We start from the raw sequence: 15,928 nt of genomic DNA on the forward strand, positions 1-15,928 counted from the left end.
CACATCTTTTGATCCATGCATCCATTTTTTTGTTCGGTATTTTCTTTGTAAATCATTTTCTTACACTATCACAGTCCAAAATATCCCATAACAAGCACCTCGTCAGTCCGCTTACAATATGCCGTCATTCCTGAAATTTCACGAAAATAACGCTTTATCCACCACTTCGGCAACCTTTTTTCAGTGTTCTGTTTAAATTTTTTACACCCTGGCAATAAATACGTGTTTTGACACCAAAAACCCATATTCCAACACGTGAAAAAATGTCACAAGAACCTAAAGTGTGCATGCTCAGAAAAAACCCACAAAACACAAAAACAACGTGTTACTATCTGAGAATTATGAGGCCCCTCACGGGGCCCCTACACACCATGTCACGAAAACGAGAGGACCACTATGGTCACTATCATTGTGGCGGCACACGGCGAGTCGGCTCCGGCTCTGCTGAAGACCGCCGGCATGATCCTCGGTAACTTCGAAAACGTCCACCCGGTCACCTTCCTGCCGGGTCAGGGCCCCGAAGATCTCGTCGAAGAGTACACCCGCATCGTTGAGGCGTCTGAAGCAGAAGAAACCCTGCTGCTGGTCGACCTCTTCGGCGGTAGCCCCTACAACGCCGGTGCGCAGTTCGCAGCCACCCGCGAGGGCGTCGACGTCGTCTCCGGTGTCAACGTACCGATGCTTATTGAGGTCATCTCCGGCGCAGGCCGTAAGAACGCAACCCTCAAGTCCCTGGTCGCTAAGGCGCACAAGGCTGGCACTAAGGGTATTCGCTCCTTCCAGGAGGCGAACCAGCCCGCAGCCGCCAAGCCCGCCGAGGCGAAGCCCACAGAGACCAAGGCGGTCGAGGTTCCGGCTGCTCAGCAGGTTCCCGGCGGCACCATGGACGCTATCTTCACCCGCATCGACTCCCGTCTGATTCACGGTCAGGTGGCAGGCACCTGGGTTCCGCATATCGCACCGCAGACCTTCATCGCGGCATCCGATAATGCGGCACACGATCAGCTGCGCAAGTCCCTGCTGCTGCAGGTCGCGCCGACCAGCGTGAAGACCAACGTCCTGGACATCGCTAAGGCTGGCCGCGTGTACAACAACCCCAAGTACACCGGCATGAAGACCATGTTCGTCGTGGAATCCCCCGTTGACGTGGTGCGACTGCTCGACGAAGGCGTCAAGATCAACGAAGTGAACGTTGGTGGCGTCACCTTCAAGACCGGCATGGTTCAGCTTTCGGACGCAGTGTACGCCTCCGAGGAACACCTGGAAGCCTACCGCGAACTCATTAAGCGCGGTGTGAAGCTGACGGTGCAGCAGCTGCCCAACCACTCCCCGGTTGATTTGGAAAAGATCCTCAAGCAGAAAGGCCTGGACGCATGAGCGCCCTGACGTTTATTCTCGTTGTTCTCGTGGCGTTCATTGCGGGCGTCGCATCCGTGGTGGACGAGCGTCAGTTCCACCGCCCCCTGGTCGCTTGCACCCTGATGGGTTTTGCGCTGGGTGACCCGACTACCGGCATTATGCTCGGTGGCGCACTGGAGCTCATCGCCCTGGGCTGGATGAACGTCGGTGCGGCGATGGCTCCCGACTCAGCTCTGGCGTCCACCATCTCCGCTGTTGTTGTGATTCAGGGTCACCAGGACATCACCACCGGTATTGCTATTGCTGTGCCGCTGGCGGCAGCAGGTCAGGTTCTGACCATTTTCGTTCGTACCATTACGGTGTTCTTCCAGCATCAGGCGGATAATTTCGCAAAGACGGCTAACTTCCGCGGTATTGAGTTGATGCACATTAGCGGTATGGCTCTGCAGGGTCTGCGCGTGGCTATCCCGACCGCTATTGTGGCGCTGATTAGCTCCGACGAGCTGACCCGCCTGCTGGGCATGATTCCGGAACAGGTGACCATCGGTCTGCGTATTGCCGGTGGCATGATTACCGTGGTCGGTTTCGCAATGGTCATCAACATGATGCGTTCGAAGGCCCTCATGCCCTTCTTCTTCCTCGGCTTCATCGCCGCCGCCGCTATCCCGGCAACCCAGTCGATTGTGCCGCTACCCGGCGGAAGCTCAAAGGACGTCCTCGTGGCACTGTCCACCCCGGCACAGTTCAACCTGGTTGCTATCGGCCTGGTCGGCGCCTGCCTGGGCCTGCTGTACACGCAGCTGAACCCGCTCTTCCATAAGAGTGAGGCACCCGCCGTAGCACCGGCCGCCGCCAATGACCTCGACAACGAGCTCGAATAAGGAGCATCACCATGACTGAAAACAAGAACGTCGAGCTCGTTGAAGTTCCCGAGCTCACCCAGCGCGATAAGGTCGACACCTACATCCGCTCCACCTTCCTGCTCGGTTCGTTCAACTTCGAACGCATGCAGTCCATCGGTTTCGCGGTTTCCATGATTCCGGCCATTAAGCGCTTCTACACCAAGAAAGAAGACCAGGCGGAGGCGCTGACCCGCCACCTGGAGTTCTTCAACACCCAGCCGTGGGTTGCATCCTCGATTATGGGCGTGACCGCTGCGATGGAGCGTGAGAAGGCAGCCGGTAAGGACATTGACGAAGCCGCCATCACCAACGTTAAGGTGGGCCTGATGGGCCCACTGGCCGGCGTGGGCGACCCGATTTTCTGGGGTACCGCACGTATCGTGCTGGCGGCTCTGGGCGCATCCCTGGCGGTGACCGGCAATATTCTGGGCCCGCTGCTGTTCTTCTTCGGCATGACCGCAATTCGTTGGGCAACCCGCTGGTACGGCTTCAAGTACGGCTACGAGAAGGGCACCCAGATTGTGACCGAGGCGGGCGGCAACACCCTGCAGAAGATTACTCAGGGCGCCTCCGTGATGGGCCTGTTCGTGATGGGTGCTCTGGTGTACCGCTGGACGAGCGTGAACATTCCGTTGCCACTGACTAGCTACACAAACCAGGCGGGCGAGACGGTAAATGTGACCGTCCAGTCCGTGCTGAACGATCTGCTGCCGGGCCTGGCCTCGCTGGGTCTGTGCTTCCTGTGCATGTGGCTTCTGAAGAAGAAGATTAACGCCATCTGGTTGATTTTCGCCCTCTTTGGCGTGGGCATCCTCGGTTCCTACCTGGGATTCCTGGCTCTCTAAAAATATGAGGAATGAGCCCTTTCACCCTTCAGTGAAGGCGTGAGATTCAGGGGCTATATCTCAAGTGGTGGGGGTGCGGTCGGTACACTTAAAAGTACCGGCGGCACCCCCGTTTTTTATGGGTTGCGGCGCACAATTCGCGGCAATGCAGCCCTCCCGCGAAGGAGTTTCTATGACCAAATTGATGGCTTTCGATCTTGACGGCACGATCCTGTTTAACCGTGCCGTGGAGCCTGCCACTGAGCAGGCGATTGCCCGCTGGCAGGCGGAGGGTAACCTGGCGGTCTCGTGCACGGGCAAGAGCATTTTTGCCACGCAACTGGCGTTGAACCCGACCGCCATCCGTTTTGATTACCACGTGCTGTACACGGGTGCGGTGATTACTGACCGGCAGTACCGGGTGATTTACCATCAGCCTCTTCCGGTGAGTGTTGTGCAAGCGTGCTACGAGCATTTCAGCACCGTGGACGGCGTGGCTCTGTTCGCGACGACTCTGGATAACGATTACAGCCTCTGCGACCGGGTGGGCTCCTCGACGAATATCCTGCCGGAGTTCACTCCCCTGCCGGCTGACGACCTGCAGAACCACGAGTACGTGGGTGTGCCCCTGTGGATTCCGGATGCTCAGATTCGCGAGGCGGCGTACACCTGGATTCTGGAGCGTTTTGGTGATTCGGTGGACTGCCACAAGAACCAGGATTTCCTGGATATTGTGCCGCCCGCCTGCACAAAGGGCACCGGTCTGCAGCATCTGGTGGAGTACCTGCAGTCGGAGCATCCGGGTAGCTCCTATGAGGTGCATACGATTGGTGATTCGTGGAACGATATCGACATGCACCGCTACGCTGACCGTTCGGCGTCGTTCTGCTACTCCCCCGATGAGGTTAAGGCTGTCACCACCGATTGTGTGGATAAGGCGTACGAGTTTATTGAGGCTTCCCTGTAGAAGCTGCCGAGGTGGCGTTTAGGTGCGGCGAGCGCTAATCCTGCCACCCGCTTCCGCGTACTCGCCGCCTACTCCCCCGTTTCACGTGAAACGTCCGCTTTCCCATTACCCCCGTAAGGTTTCTATGTGCCCTTCCGCTTCTCAGCCCCGTAAGAACCAGCCCGGCAAGGATCAGTTTCCCAAGAGCCAGTCCCAGAAGAGCCAGCAACCGGAGCCTGCCCAGTCTTACGACCCGTCCAGCTTCTCTGACACCTTCCGCGCTATGGCGCGTGAATCACTCGTGAAGAACCAGAAGAACCGTCCCGAGTCCCCCATCGTCTCCATTTCCCCGGTGCTGATTGTTTTGGGTGCCATTGCGGCGGCACTGTACGGGCTGTGGCAGAGCTGGGCGTGTCTCATTCCGCTGGTGCTGATTCTGGTGCTCATGTGGGTCCGCTACACGATGCAGCGTCAGGCGCTCAACGATTTTGCGGAGCTGGAGGCGGCACGCACCGCATGGAAGAAGACCCGCGACCGCCAGTACCTGAAGCTGATGGCGGCGCAGTCGGCGCGTATCCTGGATGAGAATAAGGCGCTGACCAAGCAGGCTCGCGCGCACGTGCAAGAGTACGCGGATTTCGCGGCACAGAAGCTGGGTACTCAGCGCTAAAGACCCCACTGCGCTCGCTCACCCCTCCTCCAAAAACAAAAGTATTCGACGAGCGTTAGTCGAGGTGAGCATTCAGGCGCAACAAAAGACCGTAACCACTCCCCTGTACGGGGGCGGTTACGGTCTTTTATTCACGTCAGATACCCTCTGCGGGGGTCTTTTACGTCTTAGGGGGTTACACCCTAGTTGGTCTTCTGCGCGGGTGCTTCAACGGGCTCTTCTGCGGCTTCCTCGACGGACTCCGCAGATCCTTCGTCTGCGCTGTCAGTAGCCGGAGCCTCGTCCAATCGCTGCACCACAGCGGGGCGGTCATCAAAGCCGCGGCGGGTGCCTCGGGCAGCCTTCGCCTCCATGGTGTACAGCTGCTCGCGATTCGTCAGCACCACCAGGGTCATGGCGTTCAGGCAGACACCCACAATGCACAGAATCCAGCCGATCAGCATGAACCGACCACCGGAAAGCACCGCGCCGGAAAGCATCAGGGCAACAGAAACCAGGTACGCCGGGGAAAGCAAAAACTTCGTATTCACTACCGACCTACCTAGCGTGCGTTGGAGCGGGGCTTGGGGGTACGACCCGAACGGGGACGCGAGGGCAGAACGCTCATACGGCCGGGGGCACGATCAACAATCGGCTGAGATTCGGTGGGCTCTTCCTCGCGGACCTCTGCAGTTTCAGCGGGCGCGGTCGCCTCAACGGTCTCAGCTGCCTCAGCGGGAGCTACTTCCTGATCAACCTGCGCCGCAGCATCGTGCTCAACTGCCTCATGCTCAGCGGCTTCTCGTTCTTCGCGGCGGTGCTCTGCGCGCTCGCGGATACGGTTCTCCACGGAGGATTCGAAACCGTCCAGGTTGGTCACCAGTGCGGGGGTCGGGTCACCCTTCGCCTTACCCACGGACAGCACAAAGGCGAGGACGTTCAGGCCCAACGCAAGGATGAGAAGGATCCAGCCGAGCCACAGGAGCCAGGGGTTGGAGGTTCCAATCAAGAGCGCGCCGCAAAAAATTACGCCGAGGGAGGTCAGGTACGCAGGCGAGAGAGTCTTGAAGTCCATGTCTACTTTCAATGTGTTCGTGAGTTTGAGAGAGCTAACGTACGTTCACTACGTTTCCTGTCTCATTTTAGGTGATAGTTGAGGCTTAATCTGCTTCTGCCCCTGTCTATCGCCTGTGAGCTAAAGACCAGATGGCTTATCTCGGTGGCGTAGGCAGGGGCAGAAACGTCACGTTCATGCGCGCAGTGCAGGTACCGGCTAGGACGTGGGGGTTACCTCGTTGGTGACCAGGGGCGAGGCGGGCGCGTTTTCCACCACGGGGATTGCGCGGGTGCTCAGGGTGCCCTGGTGCTTCTTCCAGAGGTTGTAGCGTTCCATGGCGACCGCGCCGGCGGTCATGGCAGGAAGAATGAACATGCCGGAGGAGCGGATGCTTTCTGCCTGCGCCAGGATGTCCAGCTTACGCACCACGCGGGTCACGTCGTGGGAGTCGTAGCGGTCCTGAGCAGAAATAACCTCGTTCTGCGCGGCGACGAGGGCGGCATCGCGCAGGCGCACGAAGTCGTTCCTCTTGTCCTTAAGCTTCTCCATGTGCTGCTTGTATTCTTCGGGCAGTGCCTCGCTGATTTCGTCTCGGCGGGTAATGGCGGAGCACATTTCCTTCACGCGAGCGTAGGTTTCCGGGTCGGTGGTTGCCTTCGCTTCAGCCTGCAGCGCCTCGAGGGCTGCGACCTGCGCAATCTTGAGCAGCTCGGGTACGGCGGTTTCTTCTTCATGGTTAGCCTGCACGCCAAGGACCTTCACGAGCAGGGGCAGGGTCAGGCCGGGCAGCACGAGGGTGAAGAAGAGTACGGAGAGCATCATGACGATGGCGTCCTGGCGTACCTGTTCGGTGCCGTTGACCACGGGGATGGACAGGGCAAGAATCAGGGTCACGAGGCCTCGCATGCCGGACCAGGTCATAACGATAACTTCAGCAAAGCTTTCGGGTGCACCCTCGTGGATGGGGTTCTTGCGTCCTGCCAGCCAGACGATGGTGAACCAGATGAGGCGCACCAGGATGGCGACCAGTGCGACCAGGGCACCGTCAGCGAAGAGGCTTGCGATACGGGAGGGGTCGGCGGTGGCGATGATACTACTTGCCTGCAGGCCGATGAGGCCGAAAGCGACACCGGTCATGAGCAGCTCAATAATCTGCCAGAAGGAGGTGGAGGAGAGGCGTTCTTCCGCTTCGAGTGCCGCCATGTATTTGGTGCTGGTGAACTGGATAGCGCCGATGACCACGGCAATAACGCCGGAGGCGTGCACGCTTTCAGCAGCGAGGTAGGCGCCGAAGGGGATCACGAGGGTCACGGCGTTGCTGGTGACCACGTCGTGGGCGCGCTGGCGAACGTAGCCGCCGAGCCATCCGAAGATGTAACCAATAATGACCGCGAGGATCGAGCCGAGCACGAAGTCCTTGGCGACCGAGAGCGGCTCGATGTGGTGGCCGCTGGTCATGGAGTGGATTGCGGCGTGGAAGAGAATGATTGCGATAGCGTCGTTGAAGCTACCTTCGGTCTGCAGGGTGCCGATGAGGCGGCGGGGAATGCCGACGGGCTCAGCGACTGCTTCCACGGCGACGGGGTCGGGCGGGGAGACGGCGGCACCGACGGCAAGGGCGACGGCGATGGTCATGCCGGGGACCCACCACATGGCTGCGCTGGCAATTGCCAGGGCGGAGACGGTGGTGAGAAGGACCGAGTAGAGCAGTACGGATCTCCAGCGGCGGCGCAGGGTGCCCCAGGAGAATTTAACGCCGATGGCCCACAGTAGCGGCGGAAGGAAGATTGGCAGGATGATGTCGCTGTCGATAGTAAGATCCGGTCGGTTGGGGATGAAGAGCGCGGCGGTGCCGAGCAGTGTCATCATGACCGGCCAGGGGAGGTTGAGTCGATCACCGACGCTGACCATGAACACGGTCGCAATCAGGATGATGACAATAACGGAGAGGTAAAACATTGGTCCGGTGTTGTTCCTTTCGCGCGGCTAGGGTTAGTCGGCTACGTCTTTCTACTCTACCGGAGGGGCTCATTCCGCTTTTCGGATATGGGGGTTCTGCAGCGTTTATTGTGGCGTTGTTTACCTCTAAGCCTAATGCTTTATGTGGAATATAGAGTTTTCCCCTGAATATCCTCACTTTTCAGTAGGTTATTCAGGGGAAAATTCTATATTTGGAATATATTGCTTGGGGTAGTTACCTCTAGCGGATTACTTAGAGCCGCATCCACCAGCACCGCAGCCGCAACCGCCAGCGGGAGCTTCCTCCTCCACGACCGGTTCGGGCTCGTCGTGGCCGCCGCAGCAGCCTCCCTTTTCTTCGATCGGTTCGTCGTGGCCGCCGCAGCAACCGCCGCCACCGTGGGAGTGGCCGTGAGACTCAGCCGGAGCTTCAGCGGAGGAACCGCATCCACCCGAGCCACAGCCACAACCACCGGCGGAAGGTGCCGACTCATCGTGGCTACCGCAGCCACCCGAGCCACAGCCACAGCCGCCACCGTCGACCGAGCCGCAGGCAGAGCCGCGTGCATCGCGGTGACCCATGAGGTCCACGCCCAGGTCGGAGAGGTAACGCAGGTAGCCTGCGAGGGCATCGCGTCCACCGGTGCCGGAGATGACGATACCGCCGTGGCGCAGTGCCTTGAGCACCTCGTTAACCATCGGCCACTGCTCAATGTCGTCGGTAATGGTGATGGCGCTGACCACGTGCATTGCGAGGGAGGTCAGCGAGCGCAGGGACTGTTCGTAGCCTTCGGGCAGGTGGATGACCTTGGCGGGCGCCGCCAGGCGCAGGATGGACAGCACGCGCATCAGCATCATGGGTACTGCGTTTTCGGGCAGTAGTACGGTCACGCCGATGGCGGAGGATTCAGCAATACGTTCGATGGTTGCCGCGAGTTCTTCGGAGTCGATATCGCGGGAGATATCCAGTACTTCGTAGGAGTCCACGGCGATGGAGCGGGTGCCCAGGGCGTCGGCGAGTGCTTCGTCTTCGTTGTGGATCGCAATCATGTTGCGGAATTCGTTGCGGCGCACGACGGAGGCTGCCTCGATGAGGGCGAAGTCCTGTCCGTCACCGTCCACGAGGAGGGTGTGGATTTCTTCGCGGTTGAGGCCTTCGCCTGCAGTGGCGCGCTCGATTAGTTCAGAAAATGCATTGCTCATACCGAATATTAAACACCTGATTTTGGGGTGTGCGCCCGCGAGGTTTACCTGTCTTGGCGGTTTTGGACGGTTTAAGACGTGATTTTATGCCGAGAGCGTGGGCGGCTACCTATTCTGTGTGTGCTGGAGCGGTTTTTGGTGGCAAAAGTGCTCGTGAAACGCGAAACGTTCGCTCTGAGTGAGTGAGAATCGACATTCATTTTTGAGGTTGTGCCGCGTATTTGCGCGATTTTTGTTTGCGGTGGGGTGCACCTTGCTCAATATGTAGAGTTGAACACCCTAAAATGAAAGGGTGGTACTTTCCCGTGAAAAGATTCTAGATACCGCCTACGAGGTCTTGGCGACCTACGGTTTGGCGGACCTTTCCATGCGCCGACTCGCTCAGGAGCTTCACGTGGCTCCCGGCGCCCTGTACTACCACGTGAAGAATAAGCAGCAGCTTCTCATTCTGTTGGCGGATTACATTCTGGCTCGTGCCCCGAAGTCGATGTCTGAGGAGGCTGAGCCGAATCCGGAGGCTATTCGTGCTTCGATGATTCGCCGCGGTGATCTTCTGTTCTCTCTGCTGTACCCGATTCGTGAGTGCCCTGAGGTGGTGCGTTTAAGCTTGGCTCTGCATCCTCGTGAGTTGAAGCCTGTGGTGGCTATGGCTCATGAGTTCCAGGCTCTTGGTTTGGGTCATGCGGAGGCGCTGCGTCGTGCTCGTTTGTTGACCCATATTGCGTTGAGCCTGGTGGAGGAGTATCAGACTCTGCCGCTGATTTCTCCGCAGGAGGCTGTGGCGAGTGGCGATGTTCCTCTGATTGAGAATGCGTTTAACCGTTACCGCCAGGATTTGCTTTCTGCCATTGACACGATGATGGTGGTGCAGGAGCCCTATACGCAGGATGCGTAATCGCTTAGCCCTGGTTTATTAGTTGTGTATGGTGCCCCGTGCCCCCTTGTAGGGTGCGGGGCTTTTGCGTGCGTTGGCTTTTGGCTGCCCTGCCGCACGCTGATACCGGTGCGGTTTGGCGGCTGAGTCGATGTTCGCTGGTTTTCTGCTTTAGTCTAGAGGTGACACGTGCTTGCGCTGATGCCCGTTGGGTGTCGGGTGCAGGTGGGGTGTCGTTTACGTCCTAGCGCCCCTTTCGGGGCTTGATCAGAGGTGTTCCATGTCGATGACCGCTACCGCCCAGTGGGCGGCTCTTCCGGACCATAGCGCGGAGATTGCGCGTGTGCGTGAGGAGTTTATTACTGCGTATGGTTATGAGCCGGATGGTGTGTGGTCTGCGCCTGGGCGTCTGAATCTTTTGGGCGAGTACATTGATTTTTTGGGTGGCTCGTGCCTGCCGATGCCGCTGCCGTACCGCACCTATGTGGCGGGTGCGTTGCGTCGTGATGGTGTGTTGCGCGCGTCTTCTTTGCAGATGCCCGGTGATGAGCGCACGGTTGTGATTCGCGATATTCAGCCGGGTCATTTGAAGGGCTGGTTCACCTATGTGGCGGGTGTTGCGTGGGCGATGAATCAGGAGGGTGGCAGGGATATTATGCTGCCCGATGAGTTTGGTGCTGATCTGCTGATTAATTCTCGTGTTCCGGTGGGTGGCGGTTTGTCGTCTTCGGCGGCTTTGGAGTGTTCTACGGCGTTGGCGTTGTTGGAGCTTTCGTGTCCGGTGCGTGATGAGTGCCCGGAGGCGGATGCTACCCCGGCTGATAGTGATGCGTTGCGTGCGCGTCTGGCTCAGGTGTGTATTACGGCTGAGAATAAGATGGCTGGCGCGCATACGGGTGGCCTGGATCAGACGGCGTCGTTGCGTTCGCATCCGGAGCAGGCTCTGGTGGTTGATTTCCGTGATTTTTCGATTGAGCCGGTTGCGGTGGATATTGCTCAGCATGGCTTGAGTTTTTTGGTGATTGATACGAACACTCCGCATGAGCTGACGGATGGCGGTTTTGCGGCTCGTCGTGCGGCGTCTGAGGCGTGCGCTGATGCTTTGGGTCTGCGTTTTTTGCGTGATGCCCTACCGGAGGATTTGTCGTGTGCGGGTATGGATGCGCGTGCTGCGAAGGCGTGGCGTGCGGATTTGGTGGATTCTTCGGTGAATCGTGCCCTGGATGCGCTGGAGGACGCGGGTCGTCCGTGTTCGTTCCCGCGTGGTTGGGTGCGTCATGCGTTCCACGATATGACTCTGGTGGGTCGTGCGAGCTATTTGCTGCAGCACGCTGATGAGCTTGGTTTCGCGGCATTTGAGGAGGCTGGCCGCATTTTCACGGAGTCGTTTGTGTCGATGCGTGATGAGTTACGTGTTTCTCGCCCGGAGATTGATGATGCGGTGCAGGTGTGCCTGGATCGGGGCGCGTTGGGTGCCCGTATTGTGGGTGGTGGTTTTGGTGGCGCGGTGATGGCGCTGATTCCGACCTCTCAGCTGGAGGCTGCCGCGGATGCGGTGGCGACTGCGTATGCTGTGCGCGGCTATGCGGCGCCTCGTTTTTTGCCGATGGTTGCTGGTTTTGCGGCGTCTCATGATTGGGCTGCGGGCGCTGATCCTACGGATATTCCGGTGTTGTAGGGTTGGGCGCTGAGGTCTGTCATAAATCGGCGGGGTGTCACAGGGGCGTTTTTTCGGGGTTTTGAACAATATTCATAGCTGGAAGTTTCCTGCGAGTTTCTGCAATTTTCCTCCGGTTATCCCCCGTAATAACGCGCTGATAAGCCATAATTTTTTGGTCATTGGTCAAAAGTGGCGCCACGTTTTCTGAGGGTGGTTTTTCTTGCCTTCGCGGGTATGTACACTTATCGACGGACGCAATCCGTGAGCTGTAAAGTTTCGATGCGCATAGTCCGGCATATGGATAGCATCTACACTGGGTTCTACCGTCACATACAAACCCAGCTTGCAGGTTTCGTCCACCAAAGCATCACACTCCAGTTTTCTGCCCGTCCGGGCAGACCCCTCACTTGAAGTGAGGCTTTAGAGCGCGAAAGCGCAGAAAGGAGGCCCCCATGGGCTTCGATATCAAGGGCACCGTTGAGCAGGGCCTCGACAAGGCTCAGGAAGTCATCAACGAGAAGGCTGGCAAGGAGGTCGTCACCGACGAGCACGTTGCCAAGGTTGAAGAGGTCGTGACCGAGAACGTCTCCAAGCTGACCGAGAAGTTCGGCAAGTAAGGCGACAGCCTCCTTTGGATTGGCGCCCTGCCTCGCTTCCTCATGGGGTAGGGCGCCATTTCCCTGGGTTTGCATCACAGGCTTTCACTCAACGGCTTTCACTCAACATCTCTCTCGAATAATGGGGCGTTCTGCCCCGCCTGGGTTCTTTCATTCACCGACTCACTCGGCATATTGCTCAGCTTCGGTTACCGCCTGGTAGCCTGTTTTCACTCTTCTTTTACTCTTACTCAGCACAAGTGCTCGCGCTTTCTCGCGAACTGTATACGCCCCGCATCATTGGTCCGGCAACCTTGGTGTGGGGCGTATGCCGTTAATGCGCGGGGGAAGGCATCTGGGGCGGGGCACAGGCTTCTGGAGAGCAGGGTGAAGGCTTCTGCGGGAGTGCTGCACGGGCTGCCGGGGTGCGGCGCGGGCGTTCGCCCTATGAGGACCTCTCCCCTGCCCCTGTAACCTCAGGCTATGCTTGATACATCAACTTATTGAGCTGCGCCCTCAGGCAGGTTTTAGCGCCTCCTGGAGACCGCGGAGCACCCTGTTTATGGAGGAACTATGTTTGAACGTCAGCAGTCCGATCAGCAGAAGGCACGCGAGGTCATGAAGGATGGCGGCGTCGTCATTTATTGGCGCCCCGGCTGCCCCTACTGCGAGGCTCTGGATTCTAAGCTGGGCGAGCTGGGCGACCACGCTACCTGGGTGAACATTTGGGAGGATCCGCAGGCTGAGGCGCATGTGAAGTCCCTCAACGACGGCAACGCGGTTGTTCCCACCGTGGATACCGGCGACACCCACTTTGTGGTCGCTGACTTGGTGAGCCGCAACAAGGTGAAGAAGCTGATCCAGAACACTCTCGACGCTGGCGGCGAGGCTTAAGATGGCTCGCCCGGCACTGAACCGCGATACGACGGTCTGCATTTCTCTGTCTGGTCGCCCGTCAAATCACGGTATTAAGTTCCACAATTACCTGTATGAGAAGCACGGTCTGGATTACCTGTACAAGGCGATGACCACCACCGACATTGAGGGTGCTATCGCCGGCGTGCGTGCTCTGGGTATTCGTGGCTGCTCGGTGTCTATGCCGTTCAAGCAAGCTGTTATCCCGCTGATGGACGATATGGACCACTCGGCTGCGGTTATTGGTGCGGTGAACACGATTGTGAACACTGACGGCTTCTTGAAGGCGTACAACACGGATGTGATTGCGGTGGCTTCCCTGTTGCGTTCGCATAATGTGGATCCGTCTCTGCCGTTCCTGCTGCGCGGTTCGGGCGGTATGGCGGCTGCTGTGGCTGGCGCGTTCTTTGATGCGGGCTTCTCGCAAGGCATGATTATTGCCCGTAATGAGGAGACCGGCCGCGCGCTGGCTGAGCGTTACGAGTACGCCTGGGCACCGGAGGTGGGCAACCTGCGAGCGCCGATTCTGGTGAACGTGACCCCGATTGGCATGGCTGGCGGTGAGGAGAGCGAGGAGCTGTCCTACCCGCAGGAGGCTATTGCTGAGGCGCAGGTGGTCTTTGACGTGGTGGCGATGCCTGTTGAGACTCCGCTGGTCCGTGCGGCTCGCGCGGCGGGTAAGGAAGTTATTCACGGCGGCGAGGTGATTGCTCTGCAGGCCGCTGAGCAGTTCCGCCTGTACACCGGTGTGGAGCTCACCCCCGAGGAGGTTGAGGAGGCGGAGGCTCAGGCGAACTAGGTTCGCGCCCGCTGCTTCTTCGCCCCGTGAGGGGCTCGATACGCAAAAGTGCCCGGAAGATTGATTCTTCCGGGCACTTTTTGTTCTATCCGGCGCTTTGCGCCGAAATTTTTTGTAATTACACACAGCCTGGTACTTAAGGTTTTCCACATCTGTGGAGAAATCTGGGGAAAACTCTTACACCCGTGTAATTCACCCCGTGTAATTCGAGTGTTTTAGCCTGTATCCACAGGTTTTAAACATGTACTCACACTCGTGGAATTACACGAATGTAGTTATACACAGTGTGGAAAACCTCTGTGGATAACCCTCGTCTGCGGCGGTTTTCCGCGGATTTTCAGGCTCAATACCTGCCGTTGAACCACCGTCGCGGGCTCTGCTGCTGCGGCTCCGAAGACTCGGGCTTCTTCACGAACGGGATAATCAGCAGGGTTGCTAGTGCGCCACTGACAAGACCGCCAAAGTGTCCCGCGTGAGAAATATTCGGGTGGAAGAGGCTCTGCACAATGTCAATACCCATGAGCAGAATAAAGAGGCGCGCTGTGTCCTTCTGCTTCCGAAGAAGCAGAAGGACGAAGAACGCACCGTAGAGGCCGTACACACCGCCTGATGCGCCCACGACGCCATGGTAGTAGGTGAAGATGTACACGCTGAAGCCAGCACCCAGGGTAGCAGCCATATATACGAAGAGGAACTTCCAGCGCCCCATCATTCGTTCGAGAGATACACCAAAGATGAAGAGGTAAATCATGTTCCACACCAGGTGCATCGGGTCATTCTGCGAGTGCAAAAAACCGTGCGTAATCAAGCGGTAGTACTCACCGTGGTGAACACGGGGACCCGACATCCTGCCGAGGTTGTACACCCAGTGGAATGGAATGATCTGTTGCAGACCGTACACCACAACGTTAATCAGAATGAGTGTGTACGTAATATGCCAGTGACGGGCGATGAAGGAACGCTTCGGTCTCGAGGCGCCTCCATTGAGGTCACGGTAGCATTCGGGGCAGACTACACCCGCTTCCTGTGCCGTCTGGCATTCACCGCAGATGGTGCGGTTGCAGCGCCCGCACTGGGCGTAGCTGACACGGTCGGGGTGGTTGACGCAGACCGTGGGGCTCTGCCCGTAGTTCATATAGTTGGGGAAGTTCTCCACTGCCTCTCCAAGGATTTTGTGCCGGATTTTCCGAAGATTTTCTGCGGATTTTCAGGCTAGTACCTGCCGTTTTGCCATTGCTGCGGGCTCTGCTGCGGCGGATCCGAGGACTCGGGCTTCTTCACAAACGGGACGAACAGCAGGGTCAGCAGTACACCGCCGATAAAGCCACCCGCGTGGCATGCGTGGGAAATATTCGGGTTGAAGAAGCTCTGAACCACACCAATGCCGATAAGCAGCATAAAGAGGCGCGCCGTGTCCTTCTGCCTCCTAAGGAGCAGGATGACGAAGAAGGCACCGTAGAGGCCGTACACGCCGCCTGATGCGCCCGCCACGCTCGTTGAAGGAGTCAGCACGTGCACGCCGAAGGCACCAAAGACGATTGAGCCCAGGTACACCACAAGGAACTTCCAGCGCCCTATCATACGTTCGAGAGATACACCGAAGATGAAGAGGTAAATCATGTTCCACACCAGGTGCATCGGGTCGTTTTGTGAGTGCAGAAAACCGTAGCTGATGAGGCGGTAATATTCACCGTGCTGAACATAGGGCCACCACATCATGCCGTGGTTGACCATCCACCTATTCGGGATAATCTGCTGCAGACCGTACATCGCGACGTTAATCAGAATGAGCGTGTACGTAATGTGCCAGTGGCGCGCCAGGAACGAGCCTTTTGCCTTCGAACCCTGTGCTTTCGAGCTACCACCGGTGAGGTCGCGGTAGCAGTCGGGGCAGACCATGCCCACATCCAGAGCTACCTGGCATTCGCCGCAGACGGTGCGGTTGCAGCGCTTGCACTGGGCGTAGCTAACGCGGTTGGGGTGGTTGACGCAGACCGTGGGGGTCTGCCCGTAGCCTGCGTAGTTGGGAAAGTTCTCCACTGAACCTCCAGGGGTTGTGTACCGGATCAACCGGGGTGATGTGCGGGGGATGGCGCGCGTGGGCATATAAGCGCAGGGGCCCACCGGAAAAATCCTGGCGGGCCCCTGAACTATACGTGTTTTCTCAACACCTTCAGCAGAATGC

16 protein-coding genes are annotated in these 15,928 nt (G+C 58.2%); 10 read left to right on the forward strand and 6 right to left on the reverse strand.

The genetic code is table 11. The annotated features are described in order from the left end of the window. Positions 1–396: 396 nt before the first annotated feature. The 5 genes from HMPREF2527_RS07380 (at position 397) to HMPREF2527_RS07400 (ending at position 4,701) form a co-directional block, all read left to right on the forward strand. The gene (locus tag HMPREF2527_RS07380) at positions 397–1,377 is read left to right on the forward strand and encodes a mannose/fructose/sorbose PTS transporter subunit IIA (protein WP_012902658.1); all 981 of its coding nucleotides are present in this window, start codon (positions 397–399) and stop codon (positions 1,375–1,377) included. Continuing rightward, entirely contained in the window at positions 1,374–2,240 is an 867-nt protein-coding gene (locus HMPREF2527_RS07385) for a PTS mannose/fructose/sorbose transporter subunit IIC (protein ID WP_012902657.1), read from the forward strand. Before HMPREF2527_RS07380 ends, HMPREF2527_RS07385 begins: the two co-directional genes overlap by 4 nt. Before the next feature lie 11 nt (positions 2,241–2,251). Beyond that, the gene (locus HMPREF2527_RS07390; RefSeq protein ID WP_012902656.1) at positions 2,252–3,106 is read left to right on the forward strand and encodes a PTS system mannose/fructose/sorbose family transporter subunit IID; all 855 of its coding nucleotides are present in this window, start codon (positions 2,252–2,254) and stop codon (positions 3,104–3,106) included. A 172-nt stretch (positions 3,107–3,278) separates the two neighbouring features. Next, on the forward strand, positions 3,279–4,052 hold the full coding sequence (locus HMPREF2527_RS07395; protein ID WP_070507476.1) for an HAD-IIB family hydrolase: 774 nt from the start codon (positions 3,279–3,281) through the stop codon (positions 4,050–4,052). 124 nt (positions 4,053–4,176) lie between these two features. Further along, positions 4,177–4,701, forward strand: a complete 525-nt coding sequence (locus HMPREF2527_RS07400) for a hypothetical protein (protein WP_210390377.1) — start codon at positions 4,177–4,179, stop codon at positions 4,699–4,701. Between the two features lie 182 nt (positions 4,702–4,883). On the opposite strand, the gene HMPREF2527_RS07405 is transcribed toward HMPREF2527_RS07400, so the two are convergent. The 4 genes from HMPREF2527_RS07405 to HMPREF2527_RS07420 form a co-directional block, all read right to left on the reverse strand. Beyond that, on the reverse strand, positions 4,884–5,231 hold the full coding sequence (locus tag HMPREF2527_RS07405) for a hypothetical protein (protein ID WP_005507997.1): 348 nt from the start codon (positions 5,229–5,231) through the stop codon (positions 4,884–4,886). A gap of 11 nt (positions 5,232–5,242) precedes the next feature. Next, positions 5,243–5,755, reverse strand: a complete 513-nt coding sequence (locus tag HMPREF2527_RS07410; protein WP_049352259.1) for a hypothetical protein — start codon at positions 5,753–5,755, stop codon at positions 5,243–5,245. Between the two features lie 198 nt (positions 5,756–5,953). Further along, on the reverse strand, positions 5,954–7,696 hold the full coding sequence (locus tag HMPREF2527_RS07415; RefSeq protein WP_070507478.1) for a cation:proton antiporter: 1,743 nt from the start codon (positions 7,694–7,696) through the stop codon (positions 5,954–5,956). A gap of 249 nt (positions 7,697–7,945) precedes the next feature. Continuing rightward, positions 7,946–8,899, reverse strand: coding sequence for a biotin synthase (locus HMPREF2527_RS07420; protein WP_070507481.1), 954 nt, complete (start codon positions 8,897–8,899; stop codon positions 7,946–7,948). Between the two features lie 292 nt (positions 8,900–9,191). Between HMPREF2527_RS07420 and HMPREF2527_RS07425 the strand changes: the two genes are divergently transcribed. The 5 genes from HMPREF2527_RS07425 to HMPREF2527_RS07445 all read left to right on the forward strand — a co-directional run bounded on the left by HMPREF2527_RS07425 (position 9,192) and on the right by HMPREF2527_RS07445 (position 13,743). Further along, positions 9,192–9,794 (forward strand): TetR/AcrR family transcriptional regulator, encoded by a 603-nt coding sequence (locus HMPREF2527_RS07425; protein ID WP_049338650.1) that lies wholly within the window; start codon positions 9,192–9,194, stop codon positions 9,792–9,794. A gap of 259 nt (positions 9,795–10,053) precedes the next feature. Beyond that, positions 10,054–11,451: a galactokinase gene (locus tag HMPREF2527_RS07430; protein WP_070507483.1), complete on the forward strand. Its 1,398-nt coding sequence runs from the start codon at positions 10,054–10,056 to the stop codon at positions 11,449–11,451. Positions 11,452–11,885: 434 nt separating this feature from the next. Beyond that, positions 11,886–12,050, forward strand: a complete 165-nt coding sequence (locus HMPREF2527_RS07435) for a hypothetical protein (protein WP_005504128.1) — start codon at positions 11,886–11,888, stop codon at positions 12,048–12,050. A gap of 552 nt (positions 12,051–12,602) precedes the next feature. Next, a complete protein-coding gene (locus tag HMPREF2527_RS07440; protein WP_005504125.1) occupies positions 12,603–12,923 on the forward strand; it encodes a glutaredoxin domain-containing protein in 321 nt (106 codons plus the stop codon). A 1-nt stretch (position 12,924) separates the two neighbouring features. Continuing rightward, positions 12,925–13,743 (forward strand): shikimate 5-dehydrogenase, encoded by an 819-nt coding sequence (locus HMPREF2527_RS07445; protein ID WP_005504124.1) that lies wholly within the window; start codon positions 12,925–12,927, stop codon positions 13,741–13,743. A gap of 343 nt (positions 13,744–14,086) precedes the next feature. Here HMPREF2527_RS07445 and HMPREF2527_RS07450 read toward each other — a convergent pair whose 3' ends face one another. Continuing rightward, positions 14,087–14,899: a rhomboid family intramembrane serine protease gene (locus tag HMPREF2527_RS07450; RefSeq protein WP_083294472.1), complete on the reverse strand. Its 813-nt coding sequence runs from the start codon at positions 14,897–14,899 to the stop codon at positions 14,087–14,089. A 56-nt stretch (positions 14,900–14,955) separates the two neighbouring features. Continuing rightward, the gene (locus HMPREF2527_RS07455) at positions 14,956–15,783 is read right to left on the reverse strand and encodes a rhomboid family intramembrane serine protease (protein WP_070507485.1); all 828 of its coding nucleotides are present in this window, start codon (positions 15,781–15,783) and stop codon (positions 14,956–14,958) included. Positions 15,784–15,928 lie beyond the last annotated feature (145 nt).

It is taken from the genome of Rothia sp. HMSC071B01, from assembly GCF_001808945.1.
Taxonomy (GTDB): domain Bacteria; phylum Actinomycetota; class Actinomycetes; order Actinomycetales; family Micrococcaceae; genus Rothia.